Here is a 13,990-nt window from a genome sequence, read left to right as displayed (position 1 = left end):
TGGTGCAGCGCAACAAAGATGTTGCATTGCACACAAGCTTCCGTTAGGTAATGCTAATACAAATGCGAAGGCTTCTTAAAAGTCGCCCCCTCACCGAAGGATGGAACGATGTCCAAGACCACTGAAAAGACCGCTGAATTTATCGACAACGCGTACCCCGCTTTTGATGCATCCAAGGCCATTGAGCAGGTCAGTGCTTTCACAGAAAAGGGCGTCGAGCAGTCGAAAGAAGTTCTCGCCAAATTCAAGGCGGATTCGGAGATGACCCAGAAGGCTCTCGAGACGAGCTTCGCATCCGCCAAAGCCGCTTCCAGCAACCTGTCGCTGAAGACAATTGCCGTTCTGCGCGCCAATACTGAAGCCGCCTTCTCGCATTTCGAAGCCCTAATTGCCGTGAAGTCGCCTTCCGAATTCGTTGAACTGCAGACCGCCTTCGTCCGCAAGCAGGTTGAAAGTGCCGTCGAGCAGGCCAGGGAACTTCAGGCCGTCACGACCAAAGCCGTCGAGGACGTATCCAAGCCGATCAAGTCCGTCTTCGAGAAGGCGGTCAAGGAACTTAAAGTCGCCTAGCTTTTTCTTGGGGCGGATAGAGCGGGGCGGGGCGTCACGGCTCTCCTAATGGAGAGCCGTGACTACCTATGCACTTGTCAGTCCTCTTCCTTCATATCTTCGGCTTCGTCCTTCAGCTTTTGCCAGTCCGCGCCGTGCTTGCGAAGCAGCGTCCGCGCCTGTTTGGGCGTCACGTCTGTCACTTCGGTCAGGTGCTCAACTTCAAGTTCTGCACCCTTCTTAACCCGGCTCGTATCGGTCGTTTTCTTTTTTTTGGCCATCTCTGCGTTCTCCACTCTCGAGGAACGAGCACTTAGCGGCGAAGTTCCAGTTTGAAGTTGGTCGCTATCGTTGACGCTGTCGACTTTGAGGCCGGTTGCGGCTGCTATTTCGGCGGGACTCATGACAGCGGTGGCGTCCGATAGCGCGTCAATGATTTTCCGTCGTTCGGCTGATCGCCTCACTTCATCAACGTCGCCAAGAGACCATCGGCCAGCGTCGAAACGAAGGGACTTTTCAATCTCCATCCGCGCACGTCGGCGATTCCGAATCCAGTCGGCTCAACCCTCCAAGGAACCCGGAATGCGTATCCTTCCTATTGTGCCCGCCGCGGGAGAAGCCAAGCGGCAGGCATATAGTTCCGTTGCCGACCGGCCTGCGGTCGTGGCATGATAACAGGCAAGACTACCTTCATCATCTCGCAGGAATGCGTAGTATGGACAAGAAAGAAGCCGCCCAGGAGATAATGCAGATCGTAAGAGGTCATCTGGCGAGCGCTAGAGACGCGGCACAAGGACAGCCATCCCGGCGACTGATCGATGAGGCGATGATGAAATTAAGGGGGATCGCTTCTATTTTGGACCACGACAGAGAGCCTCCCAAACCCGCCAACTGATTTGATGTTCTTCCTGCTATTGCAGTCGACGTTGTAGGGCTGCCTCTTGATGCGTGTCGTGAATGAGGAGGATCATAGAATGGCTACTCAGCATCTTTCCGGCGACGTACCTACCCAATCTTCAGGATCAATCATAGTGCTGCAAGCGCTTGTGGCGCAGCTCATTGCCAGGCACCCCGACCGAGACCGCATAATCAAAAGTGTCTCGGTGATGTCCGACGGCATCAAGGCTTCTGCTGCGAGCGCAACTGCCGACGACGCACAAAAAATCCATGACTTCGCCAAAGGCATGGATGACACCGTGAGGATCATTCGCGAGTATCTGACTGAAATCGACACCAACGCCGACGCTGGATTCAAGACGTCCACAATAAGCGACTGAAAAAGTCCAACGCGGCGCCCGCCCTGGCCAAAGGCCCCGCCAGATCAGCCAAATTTCAAATCGCGGCGGCCATCGCCTCGAATCGGGTCCGGCCGCAACAAGCGCTGATGGCGATACTCCAGCGCGATGGCGCCCCAGATCAGGCCGAGCAGCAGATAGACATGGCGCCAGTGATCGATGTCGATGAAGGTGCCGAGCCCGATATTGCCGATGAAGGCGACATAGGCGCACAACAGATAGGGCTGCCACGGCCGGTCGCGCAGCAGGATGCGGAATCCGGCCGATATCGTCCAGGCGACGAGCGTCAGGAACGACACGAAGCCGAGCCAGCCATAGTCCATCAGCGTCTTCAGCCAGATGTCGTGGGTGTCTTCGCCGAAGATCGTGCCGAAGACCAACGGGCCGATGCCGAACGGATGCTCCAGCGCCATCTGGAAACCGATCGTGTAGCGGGCGAAGCGGCCGAGGCGGGCCGTGTCATAGCTCTGTTCCAGCTGGGCGCGGCTGGAAAACATTTCCGACACGCCGGGAAGCTGCAGGATGACCATCATCGCGATGACCAGCAGCGCAACGGCGGCGATGCTCATGACGACAACACGCAGCCGGAACTTGCCGCTGTTGCTCTGCAGGAACAGGCAGCCGGTGAGCAGGACAGCCGAGACGGCGAACATGCCCCAGGCGCCGCGCGAGAAGGAAAAGAAGATGCCGGCCGTGATGATCAGCAACGGCACCGCCAGCAGTGGCATGCGTGAGACCGGTCCGGTCAAAAGCAAATAGAGCAAATAGATGCCGGGCAGCACCAGGAACGGGCCGAACACATTCGGGTCCTGGAAGGCGCCGGCGGCACGGTCGTATTTGGTGAACATCTCGGCGCCCGGAAAGGCGTGGAAATAGCCGGCTATGCCGAGCAGCGAGGTTATCACCGCCGACACGACATAGGCGAAGAAGATCAGCCGGTAGAGGCTGGGTTGCACCGCGGTCACCGAGGCGAAGAACACGGCGGTGAAGGCGAGAAACAGCGAGACGGAGAGATAGAGCGGCGTGTTGGCGAGGTCCGCCATCTGCGTCATCGCCATCATGCCACCGATGTTCATCGTCACCAGCAGCACCAGGAGCGGCATTGCCGCGCGCGACACCCTGAGGCCAAAGAGAGCCCAGATGGCGATCAGCCCGGCCATGTAGAGCTCATAAGGCGCCGGTTCGCTGATGACGAAGCCCGACAGGAATATGCCGACGAAGACCGCGGCCGAGGAAATCAGCGCGATCAGCTTGGCATTGACCGCGGCCTGCGGCAGCTCCTGGGAAATCGCGCTCAATAGGCGTTTTCCGTGTTGAGCAGCCGGACCGGTGTCAGGAACAGGATCCGCAAGTCGAACAGCAGCGACCAGTTCTCGATGTAGTAGAGGTCATACTCCGTCCGCATGCGGATCTTCTCGTTGGTGTCCATCTCGCCGCGCCAGCCATTGATCTGCGCCCAGCCGGTGACGCCGGGCTTGACCTTGTGGCGTGCGAAATAGCCGTCGACCACTTCGTTGTAGAGAAGGTTGTGCGACTGCGCGGCGATGGCGTGCGGGCGCGGGCCGACCAGCGACAGCGAACCCAGCAGCGAGTTGAAGAACTGCGGCAGCTCGTCGATCGAGGTCTTGCGGATGAAGCGGCCGACGCGGGTGACGCGCGGGTCGTTCTTGGTCACCGTCTGCTTGGCGGTTGGATCGGCCTTGTCCGTATACATCGAGCGGAACTTGTAGACCTCGATGATTTCGTTGTTGAAACCGTGCCGCTTCTGGTGAAACAGCACCGGCCCCTTGCTGTCGAGCTTGATGGCGATGGCGGTCGCCAGCATCACCGGCGAGAACACGACGATGCCGATCAGGCTGAAGACGATATCGAAGGCGCGCTTGGCGACTGAATCCCAGTCGTTGATCGGCTTGTCGAAGATATCGAGCATCGGCACCGAGCCGATGTAGGAATAGGCGCGGGGGCGAAATTGCAGCGCATTGGAATGCGCCGACAGCCGGATGTCGACCGGCAGCACCCACAGCTTCTTCAACAGCTGCAGCACGCGCGATTCGGCGGTCAGCGGCAGCGATACGATCAGCATGTCGATGCGGGCGATGCGGGCGAACTCGATCAATTCCGAAATGGTGCCGAGTTTGGGATAGCCGGCGACGATGGGTGGCGAGCGCCTGTCGCCGCGATCGTCGAAGATGCCGCAGATGCGGATGTCGTTGTAGGGCTGCTTTTCGACCGAGCGGATCAGGATTTCGGCCGCCTTGCCGCCGCCGACGATGACGGCGCGCCGCTCCATGCGGCCATCGCGCGCCCAGCGCCGGATCAGCTTCGACATCACCAGCCTGAGGCCGAAGAGGAGAACGAAACCGATGACGAACCAGGTGCCGAACAAGAGGCGCGAATAGTCTTCCGACATCTTCATGACGAACGCCGTCAGCGCCATGAGGGCGAAAGTGCCGGCCCAGACCAGCAGCACGCGGCCGAAATTGGCAATGGGCCGCATCAGGGCCACGATCTGGTAACAGTCGGTGACGTCGAGCAGCACCACGGCAAGGAACGACGACGCCGCGATCGACAGCGGATATTGCCAGGCGAGATAGTTGAAGAACCCGACATAATGGAAATAGACGCCGAGCCCGGACAGCAACAGCAAGCCGAACTCGACCATGCGCAGCACGCCACTGACCATGATCGGCGACATGGTATCGCGCCTGTACTGCGAAGCGACCTGGCGGGCGACATCGTTCATGCCGCCGGGCGTGTTGCCATCGGCCGGGCCGTCGAATTTCCGCACCGCCTCTGCTGAAAAGCGGCGCGCGGGATCGATCTCGTTCATGGGGCTTTCCGCAAGCTTCCCTACGGTGAATAGCAAAAGAGAGCTAAGAAACCCTTGAAACAACGGGTGGCTTTGAAACGGCTTGGGGCCGCGGCCCTATTTATCGAGCGCGGCGAAGTAGGCCTTCTCGATGTCGGCGGCCATCACGTCGGCGCCGAAGCGCGCCTTGAGGCTGGCACCATCGGGCATCAGCTTGCGATAGGTGGCGGGGTCGGCCAGCGCCTGGCGCATCCTGTCGGCAAGCTCGACCGGGTCGGGCCGGATCAGGGCAGGGGAGCCGGTGCCGAAAATCTCCGGTATGCCGCCGACGGACGTGGCGATCATCGGCATTCCCGCGGCAAGCGTTTCGAGGACGATATAGGGCATGGCTTCGGCGCGCGAGGGAACGATGACGAGCTCCGCCAGCGCGAAGGCTTCCCTGGCCGGCATCGGCGGCAGGAAGCGGACGTGTCTCTCAAGTCCGAGTCGCTTCACCCGGGCGTGGTAGCGGGGCAGGTCGTCGCCGTCACCGACCATCACCGCGGTCAGCGCGCGGCCGAGCTGGGGGCCGGCGTTGGCCAGCGCATCGATGAAGATGTCGGGCCCCTTGAGGTCGCGCATCATGCCGATATAAAGCAGATCGGCTGCGTCGGGAGCGGCAATCACCGGCTCGAATTCGGCGGCGCGCAATCCGTTATAGACCAGGGTGTTGGGGATCGGCGGCTCCCCGACCTTGCGGCGATAGGTTCGCCTTTCGTAGTCGGAGACAAACAGCAGGTAGTCGGTGAAGCGCGCCATGAAGCGCTCGAGCGCGAAGAACAGCTTTCCGGTGGTCGTGTTCTCGTCATAGTGGAGAGAGCCGCCATGCGGCGAATAAAGGCGGGCTACGCGAGACCTTGATACCCGCAACAATGAGCCGAACAGACGGGCATAGGCGCCACCCTTGGCGCCGTGCCCGTGCAACACGTCCGGCCGCAATTCCTTGATGATCCTGTAGGTGCGCCAGGCCGACGCGAGGTCGCCCGGCCCGACATGGCGCTGCATCGGCGTGCGATGGATGCCGAGCGCCAGCATATCTTTCATCTGCTCGAACAGAAGTTCCTCGAACTCGCCGCCCGTCGTCGAATCGCAGACGATGCCAACGGAATGTCCCGCGGTGACCTGCGCCTCGGTCAGGTCGCGCACATGGCGGAAAATTCCTCCGACGGGTGAGCGAAAGCAATGGACGATCCTGAGCTTGTCCGCCACGTGTTGGTTCGTCAGAACAGGCGTTCGCGGACGTAGACGGTATCGCCAGGCAGCAGCGGGTCGGACGTGACCACGCGGCCGGTCATCACCTTGCCGTTGATGTCGCGGGTGATGTCGACGCTTTCCTGGTTGGCGCGCGGTGTGAAACCGCCGGCAATGGCGATTGCCTTCTGCACCGTAAGGCCGGGGACGTAAGAGTATTGGCCGGCGGCACCCACTTCGCCCATGACGAAGATCGGCCGGTAGCGATCGATCTCGACCGAAACGTCGGGATCGCGCAGATAGCCTTGCCGCAATTTGTCGGCGATTTCCTTTTCCATCTGCTGCGCGGTGTGACCACGCGCCGGTATGGCGCCGACAAGCGGGAAGGAGAGGTAGCCGGATTGGTCGACGCTGTAGGTGTTGGTCAGCCCGTCCTGCTCGAACACGGTGACGCGGACGCGGTCGCCGGCGCCAAGACGATAGGGCTGGTCGAGCACCTCGTGGAAGGCTGCCGGTGTCGGCCGGTAGCTGGAACAGCCGGCGAGCATCGATACGGCAAGCAGCGCGCGAAAGAGGGAAGCAGTGCTTTTCATGGCCGGACAGGTACCTTCGACTGGTCGCTGCAGCGTCGCAGCAAACTCTAGGATCGAGGTCCGTTATCATCCTGTTAGGGTTAATGGCCGGTAAAGGGAGCGGCCGGTGCAGCGCGCATCGGCAAGAGTTTTACGATTTTTTGGCGGTTTTGTTTGTCGCTCGCCAGTAAACCCTAATGCAAGCTTACTGCGATCTTAACGGCTGAGTTACCATAGTTGTTTACGGTGTGTCCTGACCCAGTATCGGAGTAGGGATGCATGTCCGTTCAGTCCGCGGCCGCAGATGTCGACGTCGATCTCAGGCAGCTCTTCGCCAGCCTGGCGAGGAACTGGCTGCGCATCCTCGTTGTCGCACTGGTGGTGACCGGAGCGGCTTTCGCGCTCGCCTCGTTTGCCACGCGCCACTATAAGGCTCAGACGCAGGTAGAGATCGCTCCGCGTGAATCCGTTTATACGCGGCCGGCCAGCAACAACGACGCCGACAAGCCGATTCTCGATGAACAAGGCGTTGCCACCCAGGTCCAGATAATTTCCTCCAACGAAATCCTCAAGCAGGTCGCGCAAAAGCTCAATCTGGAGAAACTGCCCGAGTTCGACGATGCACTCCACATGTCGCCGTTGATCCGCGCTCTGGTCCTCGTCGGCTTGAAGAGCGATCCGATGGAAATTCCGACGGAAGAGCGCGTTCTCAAGAAAATGCATGAGAAGCTCAACGTCTACAGTGTCGAGAAGACCCGCATCATCGCCATTGAGTTCTCATCGGAAGATCCCAAGCTCGCGGCCGCCGTACCAGACGCCATTGCAGCCGCCTATATCTCGGGGCAAGGGGCTGCCAAGCTCGAATCGAACAATGCCGCCGCTGATTTCTTGGCGCGGGAGATCGCCGACCTGCAGCAGCAGGTCAAAGCTGCCGAGGCGAAGGTCGCCAGCTACCGTGCGCAATCCGACCTTCTGATGGGCGGCAACAATTCGGTGCTTGCCACGCAGCAGCTTTCCGAACTGTCGAGCGAGCTGATGCGTGTGCGCGCCAACCGCGCCTCGGCGGAAGCGACCGCCGACAGCGTGCGCCAGGCGTTGCAGGGCGGCGGTTCGCTCGATGCCGTGCCTGAGGTCTTGTCTTCCGATCTGATCCAGCGCCTGCGCGAGCGGCAGGTCGAGCTCAGGGCCAACATCGCCGATCTTTCCACCACCTTGCTCGACAATCATCCGCGCATCCGGGCGTTGAAGTCTCAGCTTGTCGACCTCGACGGCCAGATCCGCAACGAGGCGCAAAAGCTCATGAAGGGTCTGATGACCCAGGCGCAGACCGCGCAGGCTCGTGAGAACCAGCTCGTCGCCGACGTCAACACACTGAAGGCCGCATCGGCCCGCGCCGGCGAACAGCAGGTCGAACTTGATGCCTTGCAGCGTGATGCGGCCGCCAAGCGCCAGCAGCTCGAATCGTACCAGGCCAACTACCTCAGCGCGGCGTCGCGCAAGGACCGCAACTATCTGCCCGTCGATGCCCGGGTGGTTTCTCTGGCGCAGGTGCCGTCCGAGCCCTATTTCCCGAAGGTCCTGCCGATCGTCGGTGCCGCCTTCGTCGCGTCGCTGCTTATCATGGCGATCGCGACGCTTCTGCGGGAGCTGTTTTCTGGCCGTGCCATGCGGCCGGCGACCGGTTCCCGCTTCGAGCGGATCGATGAGGTCGCTATGCCCCATGTAGCTCAGGCGCCTGATAGGATCGCGATGCCGGCTGTCCGCCAGGAGCACGCCGTCCTCCAGGACCCGATCCTTCGCCCGGAGATGGGAGGACGTCCGGCTGACGCGAGGGCTGAGCCCTACACATCCGCGATGCCCTATGCCACTGCAATGCCCGAGACCGTTGCGCCTTATACGTATACGGCCGAAGCGCCTGACAGGGTCGCGATGCCCGATGCGGCGACAGCAGAGCAGACGGCTGTCGATGCCGAACCGGCGCGTTCCACCCTGGGTGAGATCGACGTTGAGAAGGCCGCCGAAAAGCTGATCGCCAGTGGTGCGGCGCGCGCCATATTCGTCTCGCCGGAGGGCGACGAGGCAGCCGCATCGGCGGTCCTGGTGGCACGCGAGGTCGCCGACGCCGGCCTGCGCGTCCTGTTGCTGGACCTTACCGCTTCGGGAGCCGCCTCGCGGCCGATGCTGGACAGCGGCCTTTTCCCCGGCATCACCAACCTGCTCGCTTCGGAAGCGCAGTTCAGCGACGTCATCCATGCCGATCTCTATTCGGACTGCCATGTCATTCCCGTTGGCACCGCCGATCCGGTCCGCGCCATGCGCGCCGCCGACCGGCTGCCGATCATCATGCAGTCGCTGACCACAGCCTATGATCTGGTCGTGGTCGAATGCGGACCGGCCGACGCGCAAGGCATCAGCCGTCTGGCCGGCGATGCCACCGAGGTGTTCCTGTCCATGCTGGAGCCGGATGATGAAGTGACGCAGGCCGCGGTCAAGCTCATCGAAAGCGGCTATCCCGACCTGACGCTGGTGACGCCGCTCGGCCACGAACCGCCCGGCAATCCGGTGCCGGGACGGCGCTCGGCGGCCTGAAAGAGCCGCAAACCCACGGCGGAAGCCTCTCAGGGTCCGCCTGATCTACCCCAATTCCAGGGTCGTCACGCCGAACAACCGCTGCAGGCCGAGCTCCGGGGCCGGGCCCTTGTACATGCGGGTGGTCTTGAAGGTCGGCGCAAAGCCGGCCGCCTCGAGCGTTTCAATGAAACCGGCGTTCTCGGCGTGAACGTCGATGTGCAGGTCGCCGCCCTCGCAGGCACCCGCCAGTCCGTGCAGCAGCTGCAGCGCGGTGTGGATGCTGTCGGCAAACAGCGGGCCGATCTTGAAGCCTGATCGGCACGGCCGAGCCACACCATAGCCGGTGGTGCCGCGCGAACTAATCGCCGCCAGCCCGTGATGCGGCGCCTGCAGCCATCGCTGCAGGAAGGCTCGCCGGGGTGCCGGAAAACAAGATGCGTCATAAGCGATGATGTCGGGGACGAGCTGAGTCGTCACCGTGCGCAACCCGTCGGCCCTGACCGCCGGGCCTGCCGCACGGCCGCTATAGCGGATGGTTTCGTAGGCGGGTTCGAAGCCCTTGCGCCTGTAGTTGGCCTGCTGCTCGGCGACGCCGTCGAGGCCGATGGTCCTCCCTGCAAGCCTGTCCATGCCGGCGTTCCACACCGCCTTGCCATAGCCTTTGCCGCGCTTGTCCGGCCGGCAGATGTAGAGGCCGATGAAACCGAATTTGCGTCCATAGGCCACTGCCGAGATTGCCGCGACCATTTCGTTGCCGACAAAGGCGCCGATAAAGCCCGAGGGATCCGCAGCCTGGAACATCGCCGCGTCTTCAAGACCAGGGTTCCAGCCTTCCGCCGCCGCCCAGTCGATGAGAACCTCCAATTCATGCAGCGACAGCGTGCGGATGGTCGGCTTCATTGTGCTCACTCCGCGGCGACGGCTCCGGGGGAGAAGGATTTCAGCATGCCACGGTAGGGCTTGGCCAGCGGGCTCGCATAGGCGCCGCGCTTCGATGTCGAAAGGCCGAGCGCTATCAGCGCCTCGGCCTGCTTCAGCGCCGCGCCGACACCGTCGATGACAGGCAGGCCGAATTCGGCCTGCAGCCGGTGGGCAAGATCCGCCATGCCGGCGCAGCCAAGCACGATGGCTTCGGCCCTGTCCTCCTCGACGGCCCGGGCGATTTCGTCGCGCAGCTTCCCGATCGCGCCCGATGCCGGATCTTCAAGTGCAAGCACTGGAATGTCTGCCGCCCGCACACGCGCCCGTCCCGCCATGCCGTAGCGCTGCACCAGCCCCTCCACCGGCACGAGGGAGCGTTCGGTGGTGGTCACGACGGTGAAGCGCTGGGCGATGAAGGACGCCATGCTGAGGGCCGCCTCGCAAATGCCGATGATGGGGATGTTGGCCATGGCGCGCGCGGCATCCAGGCCTGTATCGTCGAAACAGGCGATGATCGCCGCCTGCGCGCCGGCACGCTCACCGGCGGCGATCTCCATCAGCAGGCCGGGCACGGCGAGCGCCTCGTCATAATAGCCTTCGATCGAGGCCGGTCCCATGGACGAGGTGACGGCAACGACTTTCGTCCAGGCGCCGGCAACTGCGCGCGCCGCCGCACCGATGGTCTCGGTCATGCTCGCCGTTGTGTTGGGATTCACCACAAGGATCTGCATGTTCAGGCTCGCGCCCGGCGGCGGCCGACATAGAGGATGGCGCCCAGAGTCGCCAGGATCACCAGGAAGGAGAACACCGTGGTCACCGTGCCCAGCGCGTAGAGAACGGGCGTCGTGACGTTGGTGGTCATGCCGTAGATCTCGAGCGGCAGCGTGTTGAAGGTGCCTGAGGTCATCAGCGTGCGGGCGAACTCATCGTAGGACAAGGTGAAGCCGAACAGGCCGACGCCGATCAGGCTCGGCGCGATCATCGGCAGCACGACATGGGCGAAGGTCTGCCAGGACGAGGCGCCAAGATCGCGCGCGGCTTCCTCATAGGCGGGCGAGAAACGGTTGAAGACGGCGAACATGATGAGCACGCCGAAGGGCAGCGTCCAGGTCAGATGCGCGCCGAAAGCCGAAGTGTACCAGGCCGGGCGAAAGCCGATCTGCTGGAAGACGACGCCGATGCCCAGTGAAATGATGATCGAGGGCACGACCAGGCTGGCGACCGCCAGGTAGAACAGCGCGGTGGCACCGCGAAACTTCTGGCGGAAGGCAAGACCGGCGAGCAGCGACACCGCGACGGTGACGACCATCACCATGAGGCCGAGCACCAGCGAGCGCTTGAAGCTGCCGCCGAAATCGCCGACCGACTGGCGTTCGAACAGGTTGGCGAACCAGTGCAGCGAAACTCCGTTGAGCGGGAAGGTGAGGCCGCCGGTTTCGCCCTGGAAGGACAGGATCAGGATCGCCGACAGCGGTCCGTAGAGGAACAGCACGAACAGCGTGAAGAAGGCCGCCAGCACGTAGAATTCGAGGGTGCGTTTTTCGTGGCTCACGTCAAAGCTCCTTGCGGATATCGACGATGCGCAGGATGCCGGCGACCATCAAAAGCACCAGCACCAGAAGCACCACGGCGTTGGCGGCGGCGGCCGGATATTGCAGCAGCGACATCTGGTTCTTCATCATCAGCGCCACCGACGCGCTCTGTCCCCCCGACATCACCTGGACTGTGGAGAAGTCGGCCATCACCAAGGTGACGACGAAGATGGTGCCGATCGCCATGCCGGGCTTGGCCAGCGGAATGATGACGTTCCACAGCACCTGCCAGCCGGACGCGCCGGCATCGCGCGCGGCCTCGACCAGCGACTTGTCAATGCGCATCAGCGTGTTGAAGATCGGCGTCACCATGAACAGCGTGTAGAGATGGACCATGGCCAGCACCACGGCGAATTCGGAATAGAGCAGCCATTCGATGGGCTTCGGCACCAGGCCCAACTGCACCAGCGTTGAGTTGATCAGGCCGTTGCGGCCGAGCACGGGGATCCACGAAATCATGCGGATGATGTTGGAGGTCAGGAACGGCACGGTGCAGACCAGGAACAGCACCATCTGCATGGCGGTGGTGCGGATGTGGAAGGCAAGGAAATAGGCGACCCAGAAGCCGATGAACAAGGTCAGCGCCCAGACGATGGCTGCGAACTTGATGGTGTTGAGATAGGTCTTCCAGGTCACCCAGGAGCCCAGCACGTCGGAATAGTTGGTGGTCAGCAAATCCGGATACATGGCCGCGAAGTCGTAGTCCCAGAAGGAGACGACGACGATCATGATGATGGGCAGAAGCAGGAACGCACCGAGGATGATGGCCAGCGGCGCCGATTGGAGGTAGGGCGTGATGGCGCTGAGCGAGAGCCGGCGGCGCCTGGCCGGCTTGGCGGCGGCGATTGCGGGGCGTTTGAGAGCCACAGTCATCTGGAATACCTTCGGAGTGATGTGGCGAGAGAGCGATTTGTCAGGCTGAGATACTTCGCGCGCCCCTCTGTCCTGCCGGACATCTCCCCCTCAAGGGGGGAGATCGGCAGTTTCAGCCCCATTGCCTCTTTCCACAAAGTTGGAGATTGGCGAAAACCAAAGCGACATCCAATCTCCCCCCTTGAGGGGGGAGATGTCCGGCAGGACAGAGGGGGACGCGAAGGAATGAGGCATGTCCAGTTGACGGGCTGCCTTTACCCCTACGCCGCGATGAACTCGTTCCAGCGCTTCACCATGTAGCGGTCCTCGTCCATCACCGAGTTCCAGCAGGCGACCTTGCCCATGCGCTCCTCGAAGGAGCCGCCATCGCGCACGGCGCCAGCCTTTTCCATGACGGTGCCGTCGGGTGCCTTGATCTCGCCCTTGGCCGGCTTGCCCTCGATCCAGTAGCCCCACTCGTCCTCGGACATGAACTTCTTGGCCGAGACCATGTTGGCCGAGTAGTAGCCCTGGCGGTTGAGATAGCCACCGACCCAGCCTGACGTGTACCAGTTGATGTATTCATAGGCCGCGTCCAGTTCGGCGCCCTTGAGGTGTGCGGCAAGGCCGAGGCCGCCGCCCCATGAGCGGTAGCCTTCCTTGAGCGGCTGGAAGCGGCAGGCAATGCCCTTGGAGCGCACGGCGGCCACGGCCGGCGACCACATCGACTGGATGACGACTTCGCCCGACGCCATCAGGTTGACGCTCTCGTCGAAGGACTTCCAGAAGGCGCGGAACTGGCCGCCTTGCTTGGCCTTGATCAGGAAGTCGATGGTCTTGTCGATCTCCTCCTTGGTCATGTTGCCCTTGTCGGCATATTTGATGTTGCCCATCGCTTCCATGATCATCGCCGCATCCATGATGCCGATGGATGGGATGTTGAGGATCGCGGTCTTGCCCTTGAAGGCCGGGTCCATGATGTCGGCCCACGTGGTGATGTCGCGGCCGACGAGGTCGGGCCTGATGCCCAGCGTGTCGGCGTTGTAGATGGTCGGCACCATGGTGAACCAGTTGGTCGGCGCCTTGGCGAAGGTCTTTGAGTCCTGCGCCTCGACATAGCCGACCGTGTGCGGCGCGGTGCCCTGGGCAATGACGCTGTCGGGGGTGAGCTTGCCGGTTTTGAACAGCGGCACCAGCTCGTCGTAATATTTCAGCTTGCTGACATCCATCGGCTGCAGCACGCCGCTCGGGAACACCTTCTTGCAGATCCAGTATTCGATGTCGGCGATGTCATAGCTGTCGGGCTGGGTCACGGCGCGCTGGGCGGCGGCGTCGGAATCGGTCGCTGTCATCTCCAGCGTGATGCCGAGGTCGGCCTTGCACTTGTCGGCGATGGCATTGAGGTTCGACACGCCGGTGCCGAACTGGCGCAGCGTGATGTTGGACTGCGCCCAGGTGGTCGGGAAACCGGTGATGACGCCCGAGCCGGCGGCAAGGCCGACGGCGGCCGCACCCGTCTTGAGCAGCGAGCGGCGCGAAATGCCAGTCTTGGTTTGCTTGGTGTTTGTCATGCTTATTCCCCTGTCTTGTTTTGCTTCG

The 13,990-nt window shown here is 62.2% G+C and carries 14 protein-coding genes; 4 read left to right on the top strand and 10 right to left on the bottom strand.

All coding sequences use genetic code 11. From position 1 onward, the window contains the following. Nucleotides 1-108: 108 nt before the first annotated feature. Nucleotides 109-570 (top strand): phasin, encoded by a 462-nt coding sequence (locus B5V02_RS19300; protein ID WP_111545721.1) that lies wholly within the window; start codon nt 109-111, stop codon nt 568-570. 77 nt (nt 571-647) lie between these two features. Here the strand turns inward: B5V02_RS19300 and B5V02_RS41690 are convergent, their stop codons facing one another. Then, nucleotides 648-1,076: a hypothetical protein gene (locus B5V02_RS41690; protein ID WP_245446023.1), complete on the bottom strand. Its 429-nt coding sequence runs from the start codon at nt 1,074-1,076 to the stop codon at nt 648-650. 188 nt (nt 1,077-1,264) lie between these two features. Between B5V02_RS41690 and B5V02_RS19290 the strand changes: the two genes are divergently transcribed. Further along, complete coding sequence (locus B5V02_RS19290; protein ID WP_111545720.1) at nt 1,265-1,444, top strand: hypothetical protein; 180 nt, start codon at nt 1,265-1,267, stop codon at nt 1,442-1,444. A 79-nt stretch (nt 1,445-1,523) separates the two neighbouring features. Continuing rightward, nucleotides 1,524-1,826 carry a hypothetical protein gene (locus B5V02_RS19285; RefSeq protein WP_146606095.1) on the top strand — a complete coding sequence of 101 codons (303 nt, stop codon included), beginning with the start codon at nt 1,524-1,526 and terminating at the stop codon, nt 1,824-1,826. Nucleotides 1,827-1,870: 44 nt separating this feature from the next. On the opposite strand, the gene B5V02_RS19280 is transcribed toward B5V02_RS19285, so the two are convergent. The 4 genes from B5V02_RS19280 to B5V02_RS19265 all read right to left on the bottom strand — a co-directional run bounded on the left by B5V02_RS19280 (nt 1,871) and on the right by B5V02_RS19265 (nt 6,476). Continuing rightward, the gene (locus B5V02_RS19280; protein ID WP_111545718.1) at nt 1,871-3,142 is read right to left on the bottom strand and encodes an O-antigen ligase family protein; all 1,272 of its coding nucleotides are present in this window, start codon (nt 3,140-3,142) and stop codon (nt 1,871-1,873) included. Further along, nucleotides 3,139-4,674, bottom strand: coding sequence for an undecaprenyl-phosphate glucose phosphotransferase (locus B5V02_RS19275; RefSeq protein ID WP_111545717.1), 1,536 nt, complete (start codon nt 4,672-4,674; stop codon nt 3,139-3,141). Before B5V02_RS19275 ends, B5V02_RS19280 begins: the two co-directional genes overlap by 4 nt. 96 nt (nt 4,675-4,770) lie before the next feature. Beyond that, a complete protein-coding gene (locus tag B5V02_RS19270; protein WP_111545716.1) occupies nt 4,771-5,901 on the bottom strand; it encodes a glycosyltransferase family 4 protein in 1,131 nt (376 codons plus the stop codon). An 11-nt stretch (nt 5,902-5,912) separates the two neighbouring features. After that, nucleotides 5,913-6,476: a polysaccharide biosynthesis/export family protein gene (locus tag B5V02_RS19265; protein ID WP_013532220.1), complete on the bottom strand. Its 564-nt coding sequence runs from the start codon at nt 6,474-6,476 to the stop codon at nt 5,913-5,915. Between the two features lie 258 nt (nt 6,477-6,734). Between B5V02_RS19265 and B5V02_RS19260 the strand changes: the two genes are divergently transcribed. After that, nucleotides 6,735-9,044 carry a GumC family protein gene (locus tag B5V02_RS19260; RefSeq protein ID WP_111545715.1) on the top strand — a complete coding sequence of 770 codons (2,310 nt, stop codon included), beginning with the start codon at nt 6,735-6,737 and terminating at the stop codon, nt 9,042-9,044. A gap of 45 nt (nt 9,045-9,089) precedes the next feature. Here B5V02_RS19260 and B5V02_RS19255 read toward each other — a convergent pair whose 3' ends face one another. The 5 genes from B5V02_RS19255 to B5V02_RS19230 form a co-directional block, all read right to left on the bottom strand. Next, on the bottom strand, nt 9,090-9,926 hold the full coding sequence (locus tag B5V02_RS19255; protein ID WP_111545714.1) for a GNAT family N-acetyltransferase: 837 nt from the start codon (nt 9,924-9,926) through the stop codon (nt 9,090-9,092). A 5-nt stretch (nt 9,927-9,931) separates the two neighbouring features. After that, nucleotides 9,932-10,678 (bottom strand): aspartate/glutamate racemase family protein, encoded by a 747-nt coding sequence (locus B5V02_RS19250; protein ID WP_167458566.1) that lies wholly within the window; start codon nt 10,676-10,678, stop codon nt 9,932-9,934. A gap of 2 nt (nt 10,679-10,680) precedes the next feature. Then, the gene (locus B5V02_RS19245; RefSeq protein ID WP_111545712.1) at nt 10,681-11,499 is read right to left on the bottom strand and encodes an ABC transporter permease; all 819 of its coding nucleotides are present in this window, start codon (nt 11,497-11,499) and stop codon (nt 10,681-10,683) included. 1 nt (nt 11,500) lies between these two features. Continuing rightward, nucleotides 11,501-12,412, bottom strand: a complete 912-nt coding sequence (locus B5V02_RS19240) for an ABC transporter permease (protein WP_111545711.1) — start codon at nt 12,410-12,412, stop codon at nt 11,501-11,503. Between the two features lie 260 nt (nt 12,413-12,672). Continuing rightward, the gene (locus B5V02_RS19230; RefSeq protein ID WP_111545710.1) at nt 12,673-13,962 is read right to left on the bottom strand and encodes an ABC transporter substrate-binding protein; all 1,290 of its coding nucleotides are present in this window, start codon (nt 13,960-13,962) and stop codon (nt 12,673-12,675) included. Nucleotides 13,963-13,990: the final 28 nt, after the last annotated feature.

Origin of the sequence: Mesorhizobium kowhaii (assembly GCF_003253745.1) — a bacterium.
GTDB classification, from domain to species: domain Bacteria; phylum Pseudomonadota; class Alphaproteobacteria; order Rhizobiales; family Rhizobiaceae; genus Mesorhizobium; species Mesorhizobium kowhaii.
Note: the sequence above shows the minus strand (reverse complement) of the source record. Positions and strands in the feature narration are given on the sequence as shown.

Excerpts from the sequence above, each read along its gene's own strand:
- B5V02_RS19250 (WP_167458566.1), bottom strand. The coding sequence starts at position 10,678 with ATGCAGATCCTTGTGGTGAATCCCAACACAACGGCGAGCATGACCGAG.
- B5V02_RS19290 (WP_111545720.1), top strand. The coding sequence starts at position 1,265 with ATGGACAAGAAAGAAGCCGCCCAGGAGATAATGCAGATCGTAAGAGGT.
- B5V02_RS41690 (WP_245446023.1), bottom strand. The coding sequence starts at position 1,076 with ATGGAGATTGAAAAGTCCCTTCGTTTCGACGCTGGCCGATGGTCTCTT.
- B5V02_RS19285 (WP_146606095.1), top strand. The coding sequence starts at position 1,524 with ATGGCTACTCAGCATCTTTCCGGCGACGTACCTACCCAATCTTCAGGA.
- B5V02_RS19230 (WP_111545710.1), bottom strand. The coding sequence starts at position 13,962 with ATGACAAACACCAAGCAAACCAAGACTGGCATTTCGCGCCGCTCGCTG.
- B5V02_RS19300 (WP_111545721.1), top strand. The coding sequence starts at position 109 with ATGTCCAAGACCACTGAAAAGACCGCTGAATTTATCGACAACGCGTAC.
- B5V02_RS19275 (WP_111545717.1), bottom strand. The coding sequence starts at position 4,674 with ATGAACGAGATCGATCCCGCGCGCCGCTTTTCAGCAGAGGCGGTGCGG.
- B5V02_RS19255 (WP_111545714.1), bottom strand. The coding sequence starts at position 9,926 with ATGAAGCCGACCATCCGCACGCTGTCGCTGCATGAATTGGAGGTTCTC.
- B5V02_RS19240 (WP_111545711.1), bottom strand. The coding sequence starts at position 12,412 with ATGACTGTGGCTCTCAAACGCCCCGCAATCGCCGCCGCCAAGCCGGCC.
- B5V02_RS19265 (WP_013532220.1), bottom strand. The coding sequence starts at position 6,476 with ATGAAAAGCACTGCTTCCCTCTTTCGCGCGCTGCTTGCCGTATCGATG.
- B5V02_RS19260 (WP_111545715.1), top strand. The coding sequence starts at position 6,735 with ATGTCCGTTCAGTCCGCGGCCGCAGATGTCGACGTCGATCTCAGGCAG.